At 66.4% G+C, this 19,027-nt stretch carries 18 protein-coding genes; 7 read left to right on the forward strand and 11 right to left on the reverse strand.

The window, feature by feature from the left end; translation table 11 throughout:
* The first annotated feature begins 103 nt into the window (after positions 1-103).
* On the forward strand, positions 104-829 hold the full coding sequence (locus BTE28158_RS24970; RefSeq protein WP_151048033.1) for a pirin family protein: 726 nt from the start codon (positions 104-106) through the stop codon (positions 827-829).
* Positions 830-890: 61 nt separating this feature from the next.
* Positions 891-1,493, forward strand: a complete 603-nt coding sequence (wrbA, locus tag BTE28158_RS24975; protein ID WP_059600705.1) for an NAD(P)H:quinone oxidoreductase — start codon at positions 891-893, stop codon at positions 1,491-1,493.
* 103 nt (positions 1,494-1,596) lie between these two features.
* Here the strand turns inward: wrbA and BTE28158_RS24980 are convergent, their stop codons facing one another.
* The 6 genes from BTE28158_RS24980 to BTE28158_RS25005 all read right to left on the reverse strand — a co-directional run bounded on the left by BTE28158_RS24980 (position 1,597) and on the right by BTE28158_RS25005 (position 5,904).
* Positions 1,597-1,911 carry a hypothetical protein gene (locus BTE28158_RS24980; RefSeq protein WP_124904239.1) on the reverse strand — a complete coding sequence of 105 codons (315 nt, stop codon included), beginning with the start codon at positions 1,909-1,911 and terminating at the stop codon, positions 1,597-1,599.
* 243 nt (positions 1,912-2,154) lie between these two features.
* On the reverse strand, positions 2,155-2,889 hold the full coding sequence (locus tag BTE28158_RS24985) for an LrgB family protein (protein ID WP_124629464.1): 735 nt from the start codon (positions 2,887-2,889) through the stop codon (positions 2,155-2,157).
* Entirely contained in the window at positions 2,886-3,257 is a 372-nt protein-coding gene (locus BTE28158_RS24990; RefSeq protein WP_059600713.1) for a CidA/LrgA family protein, read from the reverse strand. Before BTE28158_RS24990 ends, BTE28158_RS24985 begins: the two co-directional genes overlap by 4 nt.
* A gap of 337 nt (positions 3,258-3,594) precedes the next feature.
* Positions 3,595-4,629 (reverse strand): alpha/beta hydrolase, encoded by a 1,035-nt coding sequence (locus tag BTE28158_RS24995; RefSeq protein ID WP_151048032.1) that lies wholly within the window; start codon positions 4,627-4,629, stop codon positions 3,595-3,597.
* A 58-nt stretch (positions 4,630-4,687) separates the two neighbouring features.
* Positions 4,688-5,113, reverse strand: a complete 426-nt coding sequence (locus tag BTE28158_RS25000) for an organic hydroperoxide resistance protein (RefSeq protein WP_059449252.1) — start codon at positions 5,111-5,113, stop codon at positions 4,688-4,690.
* Between the two features lie 224 nt (positions 5,114-5,337).
* Positions 5,338-5,904 (reverse strand): TetR/AcrR family transcriptional regulator, encoded by a 567-nt coding sequence (locus BTE28158_RS25005; protein WP_151048031.1) that lies wholly within the window; start codon positions 5,902-5,904, stop codon positions 5,338-5,340.
* Positions 5,905-6,231: 327 nt separating this feature from the next.
* Here BTE28158_RS25005 and BTE28158_RS25010 point away from each other — a divergent pair, with 327 nt between their 5' ends.
* Both BTE28158_RS25010 and BTE28158_RS25015 read left to right on the forward strand, forming a co-directional pair.
* Positions 6,232-8,085 carry an ABC transporter ATP-binding protein gene (locus tag BTE28158_RS25010; RefSeq protein WP_151048030.1) on the forward strand — a complete coding sequence of 618 codons (1,854 nt, stop codon included), beginning with the start codon at positions 6,232-6,234 and terminating at the stop codon, positions 8,083-8,085.
* 202 nt (positions 8,086-8,287) lie between these two features.
* Positions 8,288-9,460 (forward strand): porin, encoded by a 1,173-nt coding sequence (locus BTE28158_RS25015; protein WP_151048029.1) that lies wholly within the window; start codon positions 8,288-8,290, stop codon positions 9,458-9,460.
* Positions 9,461-9,606: 146 nt separating this feature from the next.
* On the opposite strand, the gene BTE28158_RS25020 is transcribed toward BTE28158_RS25015, so the two are convergent.
* The 4 genes from BTE28158_RS25020 to BTE28158_RS25035 form a co-directional block, all read right to left on the reverse strand.
* Positions 9,607-10,098, reverse strand: a complete 492-nt coding sequence (locus BTE28158_RS25020; protein WP_124629330.1) for a hypothetical protein — start codon at positions 10,096-10,098, stop codon at positions 9,607-9,609.
* 224 nt (positions 10,099-10,322) lie between these two features.
* Entirely contained in the window at positions 10,323-10,784 is a 462-nt protein-coding gene (locus BTE28158_RS25025; RefSeq protein WP_151048028.1) for a sodium:proline symporter, read from the reverse strand.
* A 112-nt stretch (positions 10,785-10,896) separates the two neighbouring features.
* Positions 10,897-11,559: a hypothetical protein gene (locus BTE28158_RS25030; protein ID WP_059600726.1), complete on the reverse strand. Its 663-nt coding sequence runs from the start codon at positions 11,557-11,559 to the stop codon at positions 10,897-10,899.
* A 170-nt stretch (positions 11,560-11,729) separates the two neighbouring features.
* Positions 11,730-12,716 carry a LysR substrate-binding domain-containing protein gene (locus BTE28158_RS25035; RefSeq protein WP_151048027.1) on the reverse strand — a complete coding sequence of 329 codons (987 nt, stop codon included), beginning with the start codon at positions 12,714-12,716 and terminating at the stop codon, positions 11,730-11,732.
* A 57-nt stretch (positions 12,717-12,773) separates the two neighbouring features.
* On the opposite strand from BTE28158_RS25035, the gene BTE28158_RS25040 reads away from it, so the two are divergent.
* The 3 genes from BTE28158_RS25040 (at position 12,774) to BTE28158_RS25050 (ending at position 15,833) form a co-directional block, all read left to right on the forward strand.
* Complete coding sequence (locus BTE28158_RS25040) at positions 12,774-13,694, forward strand: DMT family transporter (protein WP_124904255.1); 921 nt, start codon at positions 12,774-12,776, stop codon at positions 13,692-13,694.
* Positions 13,695-14,287: 593 nt separating this feature from the next.
* A complete protein-coding gene (locus tag BTE28158_RS25045; RefSeq protein WP_151048026.1) occupies positions 14,288-15,442 on the forward strand; it encodes a branched-chain amino acid ABC transporter substrate-binding protein in 1,155 nt (384 codons plus the stop codon).
* An 88-nt stretch (positions 15,443-15,530) separates the two neighbouring features.
* Positions 15,531-15,833, forward strand: coding sequence for a hypothetical protein (locus BTE28158_RS25050; protein WP_059509270.1), 303 nt, complete (start codon positions 15,531-15,533; stop codon positions 15,831-15,833).
* A 100-nt stretch (positions 15,834-15,933) separates the two neighbouring features.
* Here BTE28158_RS25050 and ydiJ read toward each other — a convergent pair whose 3' ends face one another.
* Positions 15,934-18,993, reverse strand: a complete 3,060-nt coding sequence (ydiJ, locus tag BTE28158_RS25055; RefSeq protein ID WP_151048025.1) for a D-2-hydroxyglutarate dehydrogenase YdiJ — start codon at positions 18,991-18,993, stop codon at positions 15,934-15,936.
* Positions 18,994-19,027 lie beyond the last annotated feature (34 nt).

The following is a 19,027-nucleotide window of genomic DNA, read 5'->3' on the forward strand; positions in this document are numbered from 1 at the left end:
ATTATCTCTACAGCCATTTATTTGTCAAATCGATTGACCTAAGATTCATCTCAACGAACGGCCGGCCCCACTTCCGAGGTCCGGCGACATCCAGGAAAAAATCATGATCGAGACTCGTTCAGCAAACCAACGTGGCCGTGCCGAGCATGGCTGGCTCAGCTCCCGTCACACGTTTTCTTTCGCGAATTACTACGATCCGAAGCAAGTCGGCTTCTCCGACCTGCTGGTGATCAACGACGACCGCGTCGCGCCGGGCCGCGGCTTCGGCACGCACCCGCACCGCGACATGGAAATCCTGTCGTACGTGCTCGAAGGCGCGCTGGAGCACAAGGATTCGATGGGCACCGGGTCGGTGATCGTGCCGGGCGACGTCCAGCTGATGAGCGCGGGTACCGGCGTGCGTCACAGCGAGTTCAACCACTCGCACGAGACGCCCGTCCACTTCCTGCAGATCTGGGTCGGGCCGGCCGAGAAAGGTGCCGAGCCGCGCTATCAGCAGACGAACGTCGCGGCAGAGGACAAGCGCGGCAAGCTCACGCCGATCGTGTCGCCCGACGGAAACGGCGGTTCGCTGAAGATCCGCCAGGACACGCGGATCTACGCGGGCCTGTTCGACGGCGATGAACGCGCAACGCTCGAACTCGCACCGGACCGCTTCGCCTACGTGCATGTCGCACGCGGCAGCGTGACGGTCAACGGCGTGACGCTCGGCGAAGGCGACGGCGCACGTATCCGCGACGAGCAGGTGCTGACGTTCGCGGACGGCAAGGATGCCGAAGTGCTGGTATTCGACCTGCGTCCGGTCGAAGTGACGGCCGAGTGGGCATGACGCCCGTTCGGAACATCGGGCCCCGCTGATCGCGGGGCCTTCTTAATCGGAGATTCGCAACATGGCCAAGGTACTCGTTCTCTACTACTCGTCCTACGGGCACATCGAAACGATGGCGCAGCACGTCGCGGAAGGCGCGAAATCGGTGCCCGGCGTCGAGGTCACGCTCAAGCGCGTGCCTGAAACCATTCCCGTCGACCAGGCGAAGGCGATCGGCGTCAAGGTCGACCAGGCCGCACCCGTCGCCACCGTGGACGAACTCGCGGGCTACGACGCGATCATCTTCGGCACGCCGACCCGCTTCGGGAACATGGCCGGCCAGATGCGCACGTTCCTCGACCAGACCGGCGGCCTGTGGATGAAGGGTGCGCTCGTCGGCAAGATCGGCAGCGTGTTCGCATCGACCGGCACGCAGCACGGCGGCCAGGAAACGACCATCACGTCGTTCCACACGACACTCCTGCACCACGGGATGGTGATCGTGGGCGTGCCCTATGCGTGCAGCGGGCTCGTCAACATGAACGAAATCACGGGCGGCACGCCGTACGGCGCGACCACGCTCGCGGGCGCGGACGGCAGCCGTCAGCCGAGCGCGAACGAACTCGACATCGCGCGCTACCAGGGCAAGCACGTCGCGGAACTCGCCGCGAAACTCGCGTCGTAACGCGGGTGCCGTCCGTCCCGGAAAGCCCCGGGACCACGGCGCGCACGAGCACGAACGGCGCCGGTCGACCCGGCGCCGTTTTCCGTCGCGCGAACGCCGGCCGTTACTGGCCCGATGCCGGCGCGGCGGGAGCAGCGGGCGCCGCCTTCGTCGCGGGCGCCTTCTCGACCGCGTTCTGCGGATAGTTGCTCTGATCGTTGGTCAGCCGGTAGCCGGTGCCCGTGCCGATCGCCTTCAGGTCCTTCGCGTGGCGCGCGCGGGCCGCCTTGCGGGCTGCCTTCTTCTGCGCCTTGTCGAGCTGCTTCTGCGTCGGTGCGGACGCCGGATCCTGCGCGTATGCCGCCGGCGCGGCGGTCAACAGCAGACCGAACGACGCCGTTACTGCCACTGCAACCGAAACCACGCGAGACTTCGTCATGGCCGGATCTCCTTGTCGATTGTTGGTTGTGGGTCGAACGCCGGCACGCACACGACGGACGTCGGCGTGCGACCACGGCGCCGATGCAACGTTAGCCGATCGCTGCGCAAATGTCCGTGCCGGTTCCTGAATTCTCCTGATAACGGCAACGATACATGCGCGGCAGGCGCCCGGCCAGACAGCGCGGCGCACGTGCCATCAGGGAAACCGATAGCATCGCGCGCGGCCAGCACCCGGCGCCGCTCAGATCCAGCGCGACAGCACCGGCAGCAGGATCGGCACGACGAATGCGGTCAGCACGCCGTTCAGCCCCATCCCCAGGCCCGCGAACGCGCCGGCCTCCTCGCTGACCTGAAACGCACGCGCGGTGCCGATCCCGTGCGACGCGACGCCGAGCGCGAAACCGCGCACCGCCGGCTCCTCGATGCGCAGCGCGTTCAGGATCGCACGGGCGCACACGGCGCCGAAAATTCCGGTCGAGATCACCAGCACGGCGGTCAACGACGGAATCCCGCCGATTTCCTGCGCGACGGCCATCGCGATCGGCGTGGTCGCGGATTTCGGCGCAAGCGACGCGATCGTCTGGTGCGACGCGCCAAACAGCGCGGCGATGCCGACCGCCGACACGATCGCGGTCAGCGAGCCCGCCAGCAGCCCGACGAGCAGCGGCACCGCGCTGCGCCGCAACTTCGCCCACTGGCGATACAGCGGCAGGGCCAGCGCAACGGTCGCCGGGCCGAGCAGGAAGTGGACGAACTGCGCGCCCTCGAAGTACGTCGGATACGGCGTGTGCGTGATCGTCAGCAGCACGACGATCAGCGCGACCGCGATCAGCACCGGGTTCGCGAGCGGGTTGAAGCGCGCGCGTGCATAGACGGCCTGTGCGAACAGATACGCGACCAGCGTGATGGTCAGGCCCAGCAGCGGGCTCGCGGCGAGATACACCCAGATCGCGCCGAGTTTCGGGAAGGCCGTCATTGCGTGCCCTCCGCGGTACCGCCCGTGCGGCGCTGGCGCCGCAGCAGCGCACGCGTGACGAGCGCCGTCACCGCGATCGCGAGCGTCGTGCTCACCGCCAGCGCGACGACGACCGCAACCGCGTCGCCGCGCACGCGATCGGCCGACACCATGATGCCGACGCCGGCCGGCACGAACAGCAGCGACAGATGGCGCAGCAGCTCGAGCGCGGTCGGCTCGATCGCGTCGGCGACCTGCGGGCGCAGCATCACGAAGCCGAACAGCAGCAACATGCCGATCACCGGGCCCGGCACCGGCAGGCCGAACAGATAGGACACCCCTTCCCCGAGACACTGGAAGGTCAGCAAGACCGCGAACGCCTGCAGCATGAACCGCTCTCCCGAAGGTGGTCGCGATACCGGGCGGCCGCGCGACCGATTTGCCGGCGGCGTGCCGCGCCGACGTGGACGATACGCGCGATCGTATCAACAATGCTCGCAACCAGCCGCGACGGTGCGATCGCACGATCCCGCTTCCACCGTTTCAATCTGGTTGGATCAGGCAAGAGATCGGGAGGAACCGGGCAAGACGAAGGAGCGATAGCGCCGGTCCGGACGCCCGTGGTGCCGCCTTTCACCGCGCCCGTCGGCCGCATGCAGAAACGGCGGGCATGAGCCCGCCGTTTCGTCGTTCGCATTCGAACGCATTCGAATGCCACCCGCCGCGTTACTTCAGCCGCGTCGCGATTTCATTCGCCAGCGCCTTCGTCGCGGCATTCGTCGGTGCATCCGCGGCCAGCGCGTTCAACAGACCGAAATCATGGATCGTGCCGTCGTAACGCGTGGTCGTCGCATCGACACCGGCCGCATCGAGCTTGCGACCGTACGCTTCGCCTTCGTCGCGCAGCACGTCGAACTGCGCGACCTGGATCAGCGCGGGCGGCAGGCCCTTCAACTGCGCGGTGCTCGCGCGCAGCGGCGACGCGTAGATGTCGTTGCGTTGCGCTTCGTTCTTCGTGTAGGCGTCCCAGAACCACTTCATCATCGGCCGCGTCAGGAAGTGACCCTGCTGATACGCGTTGTACGAGCCCGTATTGAAGTTGTGGTCCGTGACGGGCCACATCAGGCCCTGGAAGCGGATCGCGGGGCCGCCCTTGTCCTTCGCCATCAGCGACACCACGGCCGCCATGTTCCCGCCGACGCTGTTGCCGACCACCGCGAGGCGGCTACCGTCGACACCGATCTCCGCGCCGTGCGCGGCCACCCACTTCGTCGCCGCATACGCCTGGTTGATCGCGACCGGGTAATGCGCTTCGGGCGACGGCGTGTAGTTCACGAACACCGCGACGGCGCCCGATTGCACGACGAGATCGCGCACGAGGCGTTCATGCGTCGGGAAGTCGCCGAGAATCCAGCCGCCGCCGTGGAAAAACATGAACACCGGCAGCGTGCCCGGTGCGCCCTGCGGGCGAACGATCGTGATCGGCACCGACAAGCCGTCCTGCTCGATCGTGCGGTTCGACACGTCGACGCCTGACAGGTCGACCTTCGCGCCGTTCTGCGCGTCGACGAGCACCTGGCGTGCCTTCGCGGGGCTCAACGTTTCGAGTCCGGGGCCCTTCTGGCCGTTCAGCGCGGCGAGGAACCCGCTCGTCGCCACATCGGGCCGAGCGGCTTCGGCGCCGGCGGCAAATGCGGTGGACGCGATGGACAACGTGGCTGCAACAGCGGCGGCGACCAGCAGCGGCTTGACGATCTTCATGATGAAACTCCTGGGTTCAACCCGATGAATGACGATTAATGGTTCGCAGTGCGATTGATCAGGCGAGCGTGAGCGTGACATCGATGTTGCCGCGCGTCGCGTTCGAGTACGGGCAGACGATGTGCGCGCGGTCGATCAGCGTTTGCGCGGTCTCCCGATCGAGGCCCGGCAACGAAATCTTCAGTTCGACTTCGATGCCGAAGCCGTTCGGGATCGCGCCGATACCAACGCTGCCTTCGATGGCGGCGTCCGCGGGGATCGCGATCTTGTCGCGGGCCGCGACGAACTTCATCGCGCCGATGAAGCACGCGCTATAGCCGGCCGCGAACAGTTGCTCGGGATTCGCGCCTGCGCCGCCCGCGCCGCCGAGTTCGCGCGGCGTCGTCAGCTTCAGGTCCAGGCCGCTTTCGGGCACCGTGGCACGGCCGTCGCGGCCGCCGGTGGCTTTTGCATGGGCGCGGTACAGCACTTTTTCGATCGACATGACAGACTCCTTTTCAACCAGTGAGTGAAGCAGCCTTCCAACCCGGGGACCGCGTACCGAAAGCCTTGCCGCCGGCATCACGCTTGTTTATCTACTCATAGATAGATAAACATCCCCAAAAAATGCAGGCGGTCGATCCACCTGCTCCGATAATCTATCTACCAAAAGATAGACGGCAAAGCCCGACAAAAGGCGGCGAACCGCCTGACTGCTCGCCCCGCCCGTCAGGACCGGACTTTCCAGACGGCCTCGACATCCTCGAGACGCGCCCTGGTGTGAAACAGCCGACTGGCCAGCACGCTGCCCTGGAACGCCGCGTACAACGTGCGCGCCGCCGTTTCGGGCTTGCCGCTGAACTGCAGCGTGCGTTCCTTCGCGCCCTGCGCCAGCAATTCCGCAAGCCAGTTCTCGTTGGCCTTGAAAAACGCCTGCACGGCCTGCCGCACGTTCTCCGGCAACGATTCGATGTCGGCCGCGAGCATCCCGCACAGGCAAATCTGGTTGCCGTCGCCGAGCGTCCGGCCGAACAGTTTCGTGTACAGGCTCAGCTTCACGTCGGCCGGCAGCGCCGGATCGATCGCCCGCATGTCCGCGAGGACTTCGTCGCTGTAGGCCACCACCGCTTCCAGCACGAGGTCGTCCTTCGACGGGAAGTAGTAGTGGATGCTCGACGTCTTCACGCCCACCAGGTCGGACAGGTCTCGATAGCTGAAGCCGTTGTAACCGCGCAGCATCATCAGCGTGATCGCGTGGTCGAGAATCTGTTCGCGGACGGTCGGTTTCGTTTCCATGGATCGAACTTTATCTACTCATAGATAGATAGTCAAGGACTTTTTATGGGGTGGAATCGTAAAGCCTCGAGACCCCGGGCGCGGTCACACCCGCCCCGCTCAGCCGCGGCTGCTTACAACCGGCCTGCGGCCCAATCGAATCAATGCGACACTTGCTGCCGGACGATGCCCCAACAATGCAATGCTCGCGCACGCGGATGCGTCGCATACGCTCGGCGCGATCGGGTGATGGATTCGTTCGCGGAACGAATGCGCGCCGCACGGCGCACATGAAACACGCATGACCGGCCGGGCCACCTGCCCGCGCCGCATCAAGGAGAAGCTTCAATGTTTTCGTGGTTTGAACGGCGCCTGCCGACATTCCCGCTCGAGGATCCCGTCACGCCGCCGAAGGGGTTCTTCTCGTTTGTGTGGGCATGCACGAAAGGCGTGCGCGGCTGGATCCTGCTGATCGCGCTGACCTCGGCCGCGCTGGCCGCGTACGAAGCCGCGCTGTTCGCGATGATGGGGCGCGTGGTCGACTGGCTGTCGTCCGCTACACCGGCCAAATTCGGTGGCCGGCATTTCGGCACGCTCGCTGGCTTCGCGGCGATCCTTGCCAGCAGCGCATTGCTGATCGCGCTGCACACGATGGTCAAGCACCAGGTGCTCGCGATCAACTTCCCGATGCGGCTGCGCTGGCTGTTTCACCGGCTGATGCTCGACCAGAGCCTGTCGTTCTATGCGAACGAGTTCGCCGGCCGCGTGACGACCAAGATCATGCAGACAGCGCTTGCCGTGCGCGATGCGCTGTTCATGTCGGTCGACGTCGTGATCGGCGTCGCAGCGTACCTGATCGGCATCCTCGCGCTCGCGGCGAGCTTCGACTGGCGGCTGATGATTCCGCTCGCGCTGTGGGCGCTCGGCTACGGCGCGGCCTGCGCGTATTTCGTGCCGCGCCTGGGTGCCGTCGGCAGCCGGCAGGCCGACGCACGCGCGCTGATGACGGGCCGCATCACCGATGCGTATTCGAATATCACGACCGTGAAGCTGTTCTCGCACACGCGGCGGGAGGCCGACCACGCACGCCGCGCGATGGAGGCGTTCAAGGCGACCGGCGACGCGCAGATGCGGCTCGTCAGCGCGTTCGAGATCGTCAATCACCTGCTGTCGACGCTGCTGCTGGTCGGCTCGACCGGCCTCGCGTTGTATCTGTGGATGCATGGCGAAGCAAGCGCGGGCGTCGTCGCGGCCGTGATCGCGATGGCGCTGCGCCTGTCGAGCTATTCGCACTGGATCATGTGGGAGATGACCGAGCTGTTCGAGAACGTCGGCACGATCCAGGACGGCATCAACACGCTGACGAAGGTGCGCAGCGTGGTCGACGCACCCGACGCGAAGGCGCTCGTCGTGCAACGCGGCGGTATCGTGTTCGACAACGTGCGCTTCGCGCACGAGGACAACGAGCGCGCGGTATTCGACGGGCTGAACCTGACGATCCGGCCGGGCGAGCGGATCGGCCTGATCGGCCGCTCGGGCGCCGGCAAGTCGACGCTCGTGAACCTGCTGCTGCGCTTCTACGACGTGGACGGTGGCGCGATCCGGATCGACGGGCAGGACATCGCGCACGTGACGCAGGACAGCCTGCGCGCGGCGATCGGGATGGTCACGCAGGATACGTCGCTGCTGCACCGGACGATGCGCGAAAACATCCTGTATGGTCGCCCCGACGCGACCGAGCGCGAGATGCACGACGCGGCCGTGCGCGCGGAAGCGTCCGACTTCATCGAACGGCTGCGCGACCGGCACGGGCGCAGCGGCTATGACGTCGAGGTCGGCGAGCGCGGCGTGAAGCTGTCGGGCGGCCAGCGGCAGCGCGTCGCGATCGCGCGCGTGATGCTCAAGGACGCGCCGATCCTCGTGCTCGACGAAGCGACCAGCGCGCTCGACTCCGAAGTCGAGATCGCGATCCAGCGCAGCCTCGACGGCCTGATGAGCGGCAAGACGGTGATCGCGATTGCACACCGGCTGTCGACGATCGCGGCGATGGACCGGCTGATCGTGCTCGACGAAGGGCGTATCGTCGAGGAAGGCACGCACCAGCAACTGCTTCAGGCTGGCGGCATCTATGCGGCGCTGTGGGCGCACCAGAGCGGCGGGTTTCTCGGCGAAACGGCGGAGGCGGAAGGCGCGGAGCAGTAACGCACGCCAACGCATCGGGCATTCGCCACGCGCGCGCGGATGCCCGATGCCGCGCCTCGTTTAACAGGTTGCACACGCAACGATACGGCGATACACCACCGCGCCTCATAACGATTCGAAAATTTGTTGGTTCCCTTGACGGTGCGCTGTCCGTATCGTTCACCGACTCGTCAGACAAATCGACCAACGGGGGAATCCGACCATGAAACGAATCCGCTCATTCGCACTGCTCGCGCTACCGGCCGCGCTCTGCGCCGCAGGCGCGCACGCGCAAAGCAGCGTCACGCTTTACGGCATCGCCGACGCGGGCATCGCATACGTGCACAACGCGCAGAACGCGAGCGGCGGCAACGCGTCGACTCTCGTCAAGTTCAGCAGCGGCAACCTGTCGGGCAGCCGCTGGGGGCTGCGCGGCATCGAGGATCTCGGCAGCGGCCTGTCCGCGCTGTTCCAGCTCGAGAACGGCTTCAACATCGGCACCGGCGCGCTCGGCCAGGGCCAGCGCGAATTCGGCCGCAAGGCCGTCGTCGGCCTCGCGAGCAGCACGTACGGCACCGTGACGCTCGGCCGCCAGTACGATCCGGTCGTCGATCTCGTGCAGGGCCTCACGCAGGACAACTACTTCGGCGGCGTATTCTCGACGCCGGGCGACCTCGACAACTACGACAACAGCCTGCGCGTCAGCAACTCGGTGAAGTACACGAGCCCGCTGATCTCGGGCTTCCAGTTTGAGGCGCTGTACGGCTTCGGCGGCGTCGCGGGCGCCACCGGCAACGGCCGCACGTACAGCTTCGGCGCGAGCTACGCGAACGGCCCGCTGTCGCTCGGCGCCGGCTTCTTCTACGCGAACGGAGGCTCGACGGTCGCGAATGGCGTGCGCACGTGGTCGAGCAGCTCGGACACGCTGTTCAACACCGTGATCAACCAGGGCTTCTCGAGCGCGAAGTCGATCCAGATCGTGCGCGTGGCCGGTCAGTACGTGGCCGGGCCGGCGACCTTCGGCCTCGCGTATTCGAACACGCAGTACGGCGCGGACACGCTGTCGGCCTTCACGCAGAACGCGAAGTTCAACAACGGCTCAGCGTTCTTCAACTGGCAGTTCTCGCCGGCGCTGCGCGCGGGCGTCGGCTACAACTACACGTCGCTGACGGGCCCGGCTTCCGCGCACTACAACCAGGTGAACCTCGGCGCGGACTACGCGCTGTCGAAGCGCACCGACCTGTATGCGCTGTTCGGCTATCAGAAGGCGAGCGGCAATACGCTCAACGCGAGCGGTGCGACCGTGAAGGCCGCCGCGTCGGTCGGCTCGTACGGCGTGAACTCCGGCACCGATACGCAGGAACTCGCGGTCGTCGGGATTCGCCACAAGTTCTGATCGCGACATCGCATCGCGCGAACCACGCAGGCGCGCACCATGGTGCGCGCCTGCGCCGTTTACGCTGTCGCGTTCCCACTCGAGACGTTCAGATCGACCTGGCGTTCGAACCGGGCGACGCGGTTGCCGCACGTCGAAACGCCGGCCTAATGCCGCCGCAATCCGCCACCCCCGCTCATGCCACCGAATGAATGCATGCCGCCGAACCCGTGGCCCCCGCCGCCGATGAACGGGCCGCGGTGAAAGCCCGACCCCATCGGCATGCCGAAGTGGCGATGATCCATCCGGTTGAAGTGATCGAAGTGGTGGAAATGACGGAACCGATCGACGAAGATGAAGCTCACGCCCGCGCCGATGAAAAGCGGCGGCCCCCAGTACCACGGGTCGGGATACGGATAGGCCGCCGCCGGGTACCACAGCACGCTGCCGTCGTCGCTTTGCACGATCTGCCATGTGCCATCGCGTTGCAGGCACGCCCGCCCTACGATTTGCTGTTCCGTGCCGTCGATGTTCGCGTGCGCGACGACCGCGCGGCAGTTTGTGCCGTAGTCCGGCAATTCGTCGTCCATTTGCGCAAGGACAGGCGCGGAAAGACAAAGACAGACGATGCCTATTCCGAATCGAAACACGGTGCACATGATCGGCTCCCGCATTGTTGCCCCCGACCACTCCACCACCGGTGTCACTGGCGGCGCCCGGCACGCCGGTTTGCTTGCGCAAGATTCATCGCGCGGCGGTAACGGGCCGCCGCTTCGTATCGGGTCTCCTGACAGCAGAACGAAGCAGCACGCCCGGTTATTCCAGGGGTCGGGATGCGAATGAAGGAAGCGGGAACCGTCGGCAATCGTTGCCGCGGTGAGCGTCAACCCGGGCGTTTGACGACGTGGTAGACAGCCGCTGCCGTGACCCCGAATACCAGATGGGCAACCAGCGTGATCGCGCCGCGAACCGCGATGAACCACGGAAAGATCGCCGTGAAGGCGTGAAGGTTGACGCCGTACAGGATGAGTCCAAACACGCCGCCTGCGAAAAGCGCGGCCCCGAGCGACATGTTCCGCACCACCATCGCCAGCACGGCCGCATAGGCAAGCGAGAGCGCGGCATGCACGAGTGTCGCGACACCCATGACGATCGGATCGAAGCCGGTGGACGTTCCGAGCACGCTGCGCCCCATCACGATGGCTGCAGTCAGGCGCGCGTCGCGAAACAGGTTCCGGATGGCATCATCGCCGGCGATCGACCAGAGCAGCAGCTCGATGACGGTCGACGCGACCGCCGCGCCAAACGCCGCCCAGAGAATCGGGACCGGACTGGCTTGTTTCAATTGGCGCCCCCATGGCGACCGGCGGTTGCATCGACGCGGCGTGCGGCCCATCCGCTGCGACTACGATCGGGCAACGCGTGCGTGCGATACCGACCCGGCCCGCCACGCAACGTTACGACGCCCCTTCGCAGTCCGTCCAGTACGCAAACGGATCGCGATGCTTGGGATAGTTCTCGTCAAGCCATTTCAGCAACGTCGCACGGGCATTGTCCATATCGGCCTTCAGCGACGAGGTCGTCAATTCGTGCACTTCGATTGACTTTTCCCGATCGATCACGAAGCAGTTCCAGTCGGGGCCATCGAGATCCGGATCGTCGGACGCCTTCGATGACTTGCCCCAGCCGAACCCCTTGCGGGCGTCGATGTAGTACCGCGGGTTCACTTTCAGATACGACATCTCGCCGCCCTGCAGGCTGCTCTCTGCGCGCAGCACGTCGTGTCCGTCGACGATCTGCGTGACTTCCGGAAGCCGGCGCGATCGCCATCCGGCAGGCAGCTTCGCGATGGCCTGAACGCTATCGTACGTCCCCCACTCGAGGCCCCACGCTTCGGCCATGCGCTTCATGAACGCGTCCGCACCCGGATAGCCGCGCAACTGGATTCTGGTCGATAGCGTCACTTCCACCCGGCCGTCGGCGTCGGTAGACACATCGTCCCCCGCCGCATCGAACGGATTGCCCGGGCGTGACGCGCTCTTCGCATCCGCCGGCGCAATGCCCGAGAACAACTGATCGAGCGCAGCACGCGCTTTCGACGACTTGTCTGGTCTGTTCATCGTGTACCTCCGGTGCATCCGAACGACTGCAAAATTACTCGATTTACGTTCATCTCTCCAACCTCATCATTTTCCGCGGTCGCATTGTCGACGATCCCGCGGCCCATCTGTATGTATCCACGCACAGGCCTCGGGCGCGCCGCCGAAGCAGGCCCCCACGCCCACACAACCTAACTCTGTTCCCCCAGCGCCGCCCGCATCCGCTCCATCAACGCGAGCACCTCCGGCCGATTCTCCCCCTTCGCATGCACGAAGTGATAACGGAGCGGCGAATCGACCTCACGACGGCTCACCCGAACGAGCTCGCTGCGCTTCAGATATGCGTCCGCGAGCGGCGTTCGCGCCAGCGCCACGCCGAGCCCGGCTTCGGCTGCCGCCAGCACCAGGTTGTAATCCTCGAAACGGCGATCCTGCGCCCGCGGCTTGAACGGAATGCCCAGCGACTCGAACCAGGTGCGCCATCCGGTCACGTCGGAATCGTGCAGCAGCGGCATCTCGAGCAGCGCGGCATCGCCGCGCCGGCGGCGCATCTTTGCCAGTTGCGCGGCGAGCCGCGGATGCGCGACCGGATAAAGCCGTTCCGGCATGAATGCGCGCGTCTCAAGCTGACGCCAGTTGCCGCGCCCATACCGGATCGACAGATCCGCTTCGCCGCCTGCGATATCGACGTTGCGAAGCTCGATGCCGAGTTCGATGCGCAACGCGGGTGCCTCGCTCTCGAGCGCCTGCTGCCGCTCGAGCAGCCAGAGCTGCGCGAATGCCGGCACCACACTCATCCTGACCAGTCGCGGTGTACGCGGCGAGCGCCACTGATCGGCCGCGCTGTCGATGATCGCAAACGCCTGTTCGATCCGCCCGACGAAGCGCTGCCCGTCCGGCGTCAGGCGCACGCCGCGTGCATGACGTTCGAACAGTGCCATGCCCAGCCAGTTTTCCACGGCGGCCACCCGCCGGCTGATCGCGCCGTGCGTCACGCCGGAGACGTCTGCGGCCGCCAGGAACGAACCCTGACGCGCAACCGTACACACGGTCTCCAGGCTGGCGAGCGGCGGCCGCGGGCCAGGTGCCGGCGCGGCAAGCGGCAGCGCATCCGTCACCTGACGTGCGCGCGCCGGACTCGCGGCTCGCCGCCGAACCGAGCTGTGAGTCATGGTCATATCTGGATGTTGATCTGTGCGCTAGCTTAACATCTCGCGACATCGCACCATTGCCGCATGAATACCCTTTCCTCACCGTCGTCGCGCGGCGCGCGACAACCGCTCGTCGCGGCAGGCGCGGTCGCGTTCACGATCATGTCGTGGGCCTCCGCATTCCCGTTCATCCGGATCGGCCTGCACGGCCTGGCGCCCCTGCAACTCGCGGCGGCGCGCTTTGCTACCGCCGCGTTGCTCGTGATCGCGTGGCTTGCATGGCGACGGCCTCCAAGGCCCACGAAACGCGATGCGTTGCGCTTCCTGGCCTGCGGTTTCCTCGGCATCGCACTCTATAACGCACTGCTCAATACCGGCGAGCAAACCGTATCGGCCGGCGCGGCGAGTTTCATCGTGAACACGCTGCCGATCTTCACCGCGCTGCTTGCCGCGATGTTTCTCGGCGAACGATTCAATCGGTGGGGATGGCTCGGTTCGCTGGTCAGCCTCGCCGGCATCGGCGTAATTGCGCACGGGCAGCCGGGCGGGCTTGTGCTCGGCTCGGGGAGCACGCTGATTCTCGGTGCGGCCCTGTGTTCGGCGAGCTATTTCGTGTTGCAGCGGCGGCTGATTCCCGTATACGGCGCGCTGCCCTGCGCCGCGTACACGCTGCTGGCCGGTGCGCTGCTGCTCACGCCCTGGCTGCCCGGCGCGCTCGACTCGCTCGGCGGCGCGTCGCACGACACGACGCTGGCGGTATTGATCCTCGGCGTATTTCCCGCGGCACTCGGTTACGCGACCTGGACCTTCGCACTCGGCTACTTCGGTGCGGCGCGCGCCGCCAACTTTCTCTATCTTACGCCAGCGGTGGCGACAGCTCTGTCGATGATGCTGACGGGCGAGCGGCCCGGCATCGAGACGGTATGCGGCGGCCTGCTGGCGATTGCCGGCGTGATCCTGGTCGCCTTGCGCGGGCGGTCGCAGGGTCGCGATCGCAACGCGTAACCTCACCTGTCCGTCGAGCCGGAAGCGGGCAGGCCCAGGCGAACTCCGGTATCTGCGGAGCCGAGTGCAATGTGCGGGCCGTCGGCCTGCGCCAATTCGTCGATGCCGACGGGCTTGACCGTTAGTTGCGCTCGACAGATGTCGCACTCTAGGAAGCTTTTCCATGAACCCGGCTGCGCGATGGCGAGCGCCCAAACTGTGCAGACAAATCGACCGAACAGTTCCCGACTGACCGCACGTCAGTGTCCATGGCTTCGCCCCTGCGACCGGCCGAATAATGGATACCGTCGTAAGGCCATCGACAGCGAATCGCAGCCTTTGGCTCGCTGCGGCGCACGATTTCCGGCATCCGGCACCCTGGCAGTCCGGGCGCCGAACCGTGCCGCGCCGCCCACTACGCGATTCGCCGCGGCGCGCAAAATCGGCTTCGGATATATTCATACGAATTGCATGGCGTCAGGCGCGGGGCAGTCGCTCGCCCGGGCGGCATGCAAGCGAAGCCCATGATGGGTACGGAGACTCGTCCGATCGCCCCGGCCCGCAGCCGGCCGGTCGAGACGTCAATAGAAAGACATTCAATTCGGAGATGGCAGATGGAACGAAGCACTGTCGGCATGCGCTGCAAACCCCTGATCACCGTCGCACTGGCCGCCGCCGCGTTCGCGGCCGCGTCGACCGCGATGGCCGACCAGGTCGTGAAGATCGGCAGCGTGGAACCGACGACGGGCGGCATCTCGCACCTCGGCAAGGACAACGAGAACGGCGCGCGCCTCGCGGTCGAGGAAATCAACGCGAAGGGGCTGACGATTGGCGGCAAGAAGGTCACGCTGCAGCTCGACGCACAGGATGACGCGGCCGACCCGCGCCAGGCCACCCAGGTCGCGCAGAAGCTCGTCGACGACAAGGTCGTCGCCGTCATCGGCCACCTGAACTCGGGCACGTCGATCCCGGCGTCGAAGATCTACAGCGACGCGGGCATCGTGCAGATCTCGCCGTCGGCCACGAACCCCACCTACACGCAGCAAGGCTTCAAGACGACCTACCGCGTCGTCGCGACCGACGCGCAGCAGGGCCCGGCGCTCGCGAGCTACGCGCAGTCGAAGGGCGTGAAGAGCGTGGCGGTGATCGACGATTCGACCGCCTATGGCCAGGGTCTCGCAAACGAGTTCGAGAAGAAGGCGAAAGCGCTCGGCCTGAAGGTGCTGTCGCACGACGCGACCAACGACAAGGCGGTCGACTTCCGCGCGATTCTGACGAAGGTCAAGGGCGAGAACCCGGACGCGATCATGTACGGCGGCATGGACGCCACCGGCGGCCCGCTCGCGAAGCAGGCGAAGCAGCTCGGCCTGCGCGCGAAGATCCTGTCCGGCGACGGCGTGTGCACCGACTCGCTCGCCGAACTGGCCGGCCCGGCGGCAGACAACGTGCTGTGCTCGCAGGCCGGCGCCGCGCTCGAGAAGATGCCGGGCGGCGCGGCGTTCCTCGCCAAGTATCAGAAGCGCTTCAACCAGGGTATCAAGTTCGATGCGCCGTTCGCGTACGACGCGGTCTACATCGCGGTTGACGCGATGAAGCGCGCGAACTCGACGGACGCGGCGAAGATCCTCGCGGCGATGCCGTCGACGAAGTATGAAGGCGTGATCGGCACGACGACGTTCGACGCGAAGGGCGACCTGACGCACGGGATCATCTCGATCTACGGCTACAAGAGCGGCAAGAAGACCTTCCTCGACCAGGTGAAGATGTAACGCCCCGCGACGCCGGCACGACGGGAACGCCATCCGTCGGCGCCGGCGCCGTGCGGTGCCGATTCAAGTTTTGCGGAGATGAAGCAACATGTGTGCAATGGCGTATGCGGAATTTCAACAGGAGTTGAAGAAAGCGCAGTTGACGGCTCGGGAATTCGCCCGCCTGATCCGGATGAACGAAAGTTCCATCACGAACTATTCGAGCAAGGGCACCGTCCCTTCCCACCTCGCGGTCATCGCGACCCTGATCGGTGCGCTGGCCGCGCACGAGATCGATTTCCGGCACGTCATCGGTAAAACGGGTATCGAGCCTAAACGGCCGCGCGGCGTCGGTGCGTTTCCGGCAGCGCGCAAGCCGCGCGTGCGGAAGACCGCGAAAGCCGGCTCGTGAGCCGGGACGGGCGCCAGTCGCGGCATCGCACGTGTCGCTCGATCCTGCGCGCGCCCGATACCGTCACGCCTGCTGCCGCGCCACACGCGCGGCCCGCCCGTCACCCCGCCGCACGCACGTGATCGAGCAGCGCCTGCAGCGGATGACGCACCTGCCGCGCGGACATGCGCTTCACCTGGCTGCGGCACGAATACCCGGTCGCCAGCGCTTCGCCCTCCTCTTCCGGCGCATCGACATGCGCGGCCCACGATTGCGCATAGATCGCCTGCGACGTCTGCAGGTTGCGCGCCTCGTGCCCGTAGGTCCCCGACATCCCGCAGCAGCCGGCCGCCTGAACCGCCAGGCGCAGCCCGCGACGCGCGAACACCTGTGCCCACTGCTTGCCGCTGTCCGGCGCGTTGGTCTTCTCGGTGCAATGCGGCAGCAGCCGATACGGTGCCGATACGCTGTCCGAACCCGCGCCCGCCGCCGCCTCCGGCAGCGCGTGCAGCAACCACTCCTGCGGCAGCGCAACCTTCGGCACGTCGGCGAGCCCCGTCACCTTCAGGTATTCCTGGCGATACGTGAGCGTCATCGCCGGATCGAGGCCGACCAGCGCGACGCCTGAGCGTGCGAGCGCGGCCAGTTGGGTCGCATTGCGAATCGCCGCCTGCTCGAACGCGCGAAGGAAGCCCTGCACGTGCAGCGCCTTGCCGTTCGGCGCGAGCGGCGCGAGCCACACCTGGAAGCCGACGCGCGCCGCCAGCTCGATCAGCGTCGCCAGTTGCTCGGTATCGAAATAGCGCGTGAACGTGTCCTGCACGATCACGACGCTGCGCGCGCGCTGCACATCGCTCAGCGCGGCGAGCGCCCGCGGATCGGCCGGCCGCACGTTCCACTGCCGGATCACGGCCGCGAGGTCAAAGCGGCTCAGGAGCGGGCTGTCGACCATACCGAGGTGCCGCTCGAGCAGCATGCGCACCCAGCCGGCGCGCATCAGGCCGTTGTACAGCGCGGGCACGCGCGCCATCCACGGCATCGTGAATTCGAGCGAGCCGATCAGGTAGTCGCGCAGCGGCCGCAGGTAGCGCTGGTGATACAGCTCGAGAAAACGCGAGCGAAACTCGGGCACGTTGACCTTGACCGGGCACTGCCCCGCACACGACTTGCACGCGAGACAGCCGGCCATCGCGTCGTACACCTCGTGCGAGAAGTCGGCTTCCCCGCTGCGCGCGGCGCGGCTGTTGCGCCAGCGGGCAACGAGGCCACGCATGAACGGCTGCCGCGCGCGCGCCGCCGCGACGACGTCGATGCCGGCCTGTCCTTGCAGACGCAACCATTCGCGCATCAACGACGCGCGCCCCTTCGGCGACTGCACGCGTTCGCGCGTCACCTTCCACGACGGGCACATCGCGTCGTCCGGATCGAAGTTGTAGCACGCGCCGTTGCCGTTGCAGTGCATCGCCGTGCCGTAGCTCTGCCACACGCGCTCGTCGATCTGCCGGTCGTGGTCGCCGCGCGTCGGCACTTCGTCGATCTTCAGCAGCCGCAGCGTGTTGTCCGGCGGCGTCGCGATCTTGCCCGGGTTGAACTGGTTGTGCGGATCGAACGCGGCCTTCAGCTGCTGCAGCGACGGATACAGCTCTCCGAAGAACGCCGGCGCATATTCGGAGCGCACGCCCTTGCCGTGTTCGCCCCATAACAGGCCACCGTGCCGCCGCGTGAGTTCGGCCACCGCGTCCGACACCGGCCGCACCAGCGCGGCCTGCCGCGGGTCCTTCATGTCCAGCGCCGGGCGCACGTGCAGCACGCCCGCGTCGACGTGACCGAACATCCCGTACTGCAGCCCGTGGCCGTCGAGCAGCGCGCGGAATTCGGCGATATACGCGGCGAGATTCTCGGGCGGCACCGCCGTGTCCTCGACGAACGGTTGCGGGCGCGCCTCGCCCTGCACATTGCCGAGCAGGCCGACCGCGCGCTTGCGCATCGCGTACACGCGCTTCACCGCGTCGTCGCCGGCCGCGAGCGTGTGCCCCAGCCGCTCGACGCTCGTGTCGGTGCGCAAATGCTCGACGAATGCACGCACGCGCGCATCGACGTCGTCGGCATCGTCGCCGCTGAATTCGATCAGGTTGATGCCGAGCGTCGGACGCGCGTCGTCCTGCGGAAAATACTCGGCCACGCTGCTCCACACGAAATCCTTCATCGCGAGCATCAGCACCTTCGAGTCGACCGTCTCGATCGACAGCGGCTTGAGTTCGAGCAGCGCACGCGCATCGCGCAGCGCGTCCATGAAGCCGGCGTAGCGCACGTTGACCAGCACCGAATACTTCGGGATCGGCAGCACGTTCAGCTTCGCCTCGACGACGAAGCCGAGCGAGCCTTCGGCGCCGCACAGCACGCTGTTCAGGTTGAAGCGGCCGTCCGGTTCGCGCAGGTGCGCGAGGTCATAGCCGGTCAGGCAGCGATTGAGCTTCGGAAACTTCGCTTCGATCAGCGCGGCCTTGTCGTCGCTGATGCGGCGCGCGGTGCGATAGACCTTGCCGATGCGGTCCTGCCGCGCGCAGCGGCGCTCCAGTTCGTCGTCCGCGAGCGCGTCGCTGTGCAAGTGCTCGCCGCCCATCAGCACGAAGTCGAGCGCGAGCACGTGGTCGCGTGTCTTGCCGTACGTGCAGCTGCCCTGCCCGCTCGCGTCGGTGTTGATCATCCCGCCGACCGTCGCACGGTTCGACGTCGACAGCTCGGGCGCGAAAAAGAGGCCATGCGGCTTCAGCGCGGCGTTGAGCTGGTCCTTGACGACGCCCGCCTGCACGCGCACCCAGCGCTCGTCCGCGTTGATTTCCAGAATCCGGTTCATGTTGCGCGACAGATCCACGACCACACCGTCGGTCAGCGACTGCCCGTTGGTGCCCGTGCCGCCGCCTCGCGCCGCCACCGCGACGTCGCGGTGCGCGGGCTCGGCGAGCAGCCGGGCCACCAGCCGGACGTCGTCCGCATGCGCGGGACAGATCACCGCTTGCGGCAGGCGCTGGTAGATCGAGTTGTCGGTGGCCTGAACCGTCCGATTCGCATGGTCCGCGCGGATTTCCCCGGCGAATCCGGCCGCCTGGAGGGCGGCGAGAAAGTCACGGTACGCGTTCGCGGGCGGGCTGGCGGGACGGGGCAACGGGGCGATCGACATGGGGTAAAAGCGCAAGGTGGACGAACCGGTGTGC

The organism is Burkholderia diffusa, assembly GCF_902499115.1.
Taxonomy (GTDB): Bacteria; Pseudomonadota; Gammaproteobacteria; order Burkholderiales; family Burkholderiaceae; genus Burkholderia; species Burkholderia diffusa.

Bases quoted from the DNA above. Each gene is read 5' to 3' on its own strand.
- BTE28158_RS25020 (WP_124629330.1), bottom strand. From the start codon at position 10,098: ATGTGCACCGTGTTTCGATTCGGAATAGGCATCGTCTGTCTTTGTCTT.
- BTE28158_RS25005 (WP_151048031.1), bottom strand. From the start codon at position 5,904: ATGGAAACGAAACCGACCGTCCGCGAACAGATTCTCGACCACGCGATC.
- BTE28158_RS25010 (WP_151048030.1), top strand. From the start codon at position 6,232: ATGTTTTCGTGGTTTGAACGGCGCCTGCCGACATTCCCGCTCGAGGAT.
- wrbA (WP_059600705.1), top strand. From the start codon at position 891: ATGGCCAAGGTACTCGTTCTCTACTACTCGTCCTACGGGCACATCGAA.
- BTE28158_RS24980 (WP_124904239.1), bottom strand. From the start codon at position 1,911: ATGACGAAGTCTCGCGTGGTTTCGGTTGCAGTGGCAGTAACGGCGTCG.
- BTE28158_RS25035 (WP_151048027.1), bottom strand. From the start codon at position 12,716: ATGACCATGACTCACAGCTCGGTTCGGCGGCGAGCCGCGAGTCCGGCG.
- BTE28158_RS25050 (WP_059509270.1), top strand. From the start codon at position 15,531: ATGTGTGCAATGGCGTATGCGGAATTTCAACAGGAGTTGAAGAAAGCG.
- BTE28158_RS24990 (WP_059600713.1), bottom strand. From the start codon at position 3,257: ATGCTGCAGGCGTTCGCGGTCTTGCTGACCTTCCAGTGTCTCGGGGAA.
- BTE28158_RS25015 (WP_151048029.1), top strand. From the start codon at position 8,288: ATGAAACGAATCCGCTCATTCGCACTGCTCGCGCTACCGGCCGCGCTC.
- BTE28158_RS25030 (WP_059600726.1), bottom strand. From the start codon at position 11,559: ATGAACAGACCAGACAAGTCGTCGAAAGCGCGTGCTGCGCTCGATCAG.
- BTE28158_RS24985 (WP_124629464.1), bottom strand. From the start codon at position 2,889: ATGACGGCCTTCCCGAAACTCGGCGCGATCTGGGTGTATCTCGCCGCG.
- BTE28158_RS24970 (WP_151048033.1), top strand. From the start codon at position 104: ATGATCGAGACTCGTTCAGCAAACCAACGTGGCCGTGCCGAGCATGGC.
- BTE28158_RS25040 (WP_124904255.1), top strand. From the start codon at position 12,774: ATGAATACCCTTTCCTCACCGTCGTCGCGCGGCGCGCGACAACCGCTC.
- BTE28158_RS25045 (WP_151048026.1), top strand. From the start codon at position 14,288: ATGGAACGAAGCACTGTCGGCATGCGCTGCAAACCCCTGATCACCGTC.
- ydiJ (WP_151048025.1), bottom strand. From the start codon at position 18,993: ATGTCGATCGCCCCGTTGCCCCGTCCCGCCAGCCCGCCCGCGAACGCG.
- BTE28158_RS24995 (WP_151048032.1), bottom strand. From the start codon at position 4,629: ATGAAGATCGTCAAGCCGCTGCTGGTCGCCGCCGCTGTTGCAGCCACG.
- BTE28158_RS25000 (WP_059449252.1), bottom strand. From the start codon at position 5,113: ATGTCGATCGAAAAAGTGCTGTACCGCGCCCATGCAAAAGCCACCGGC.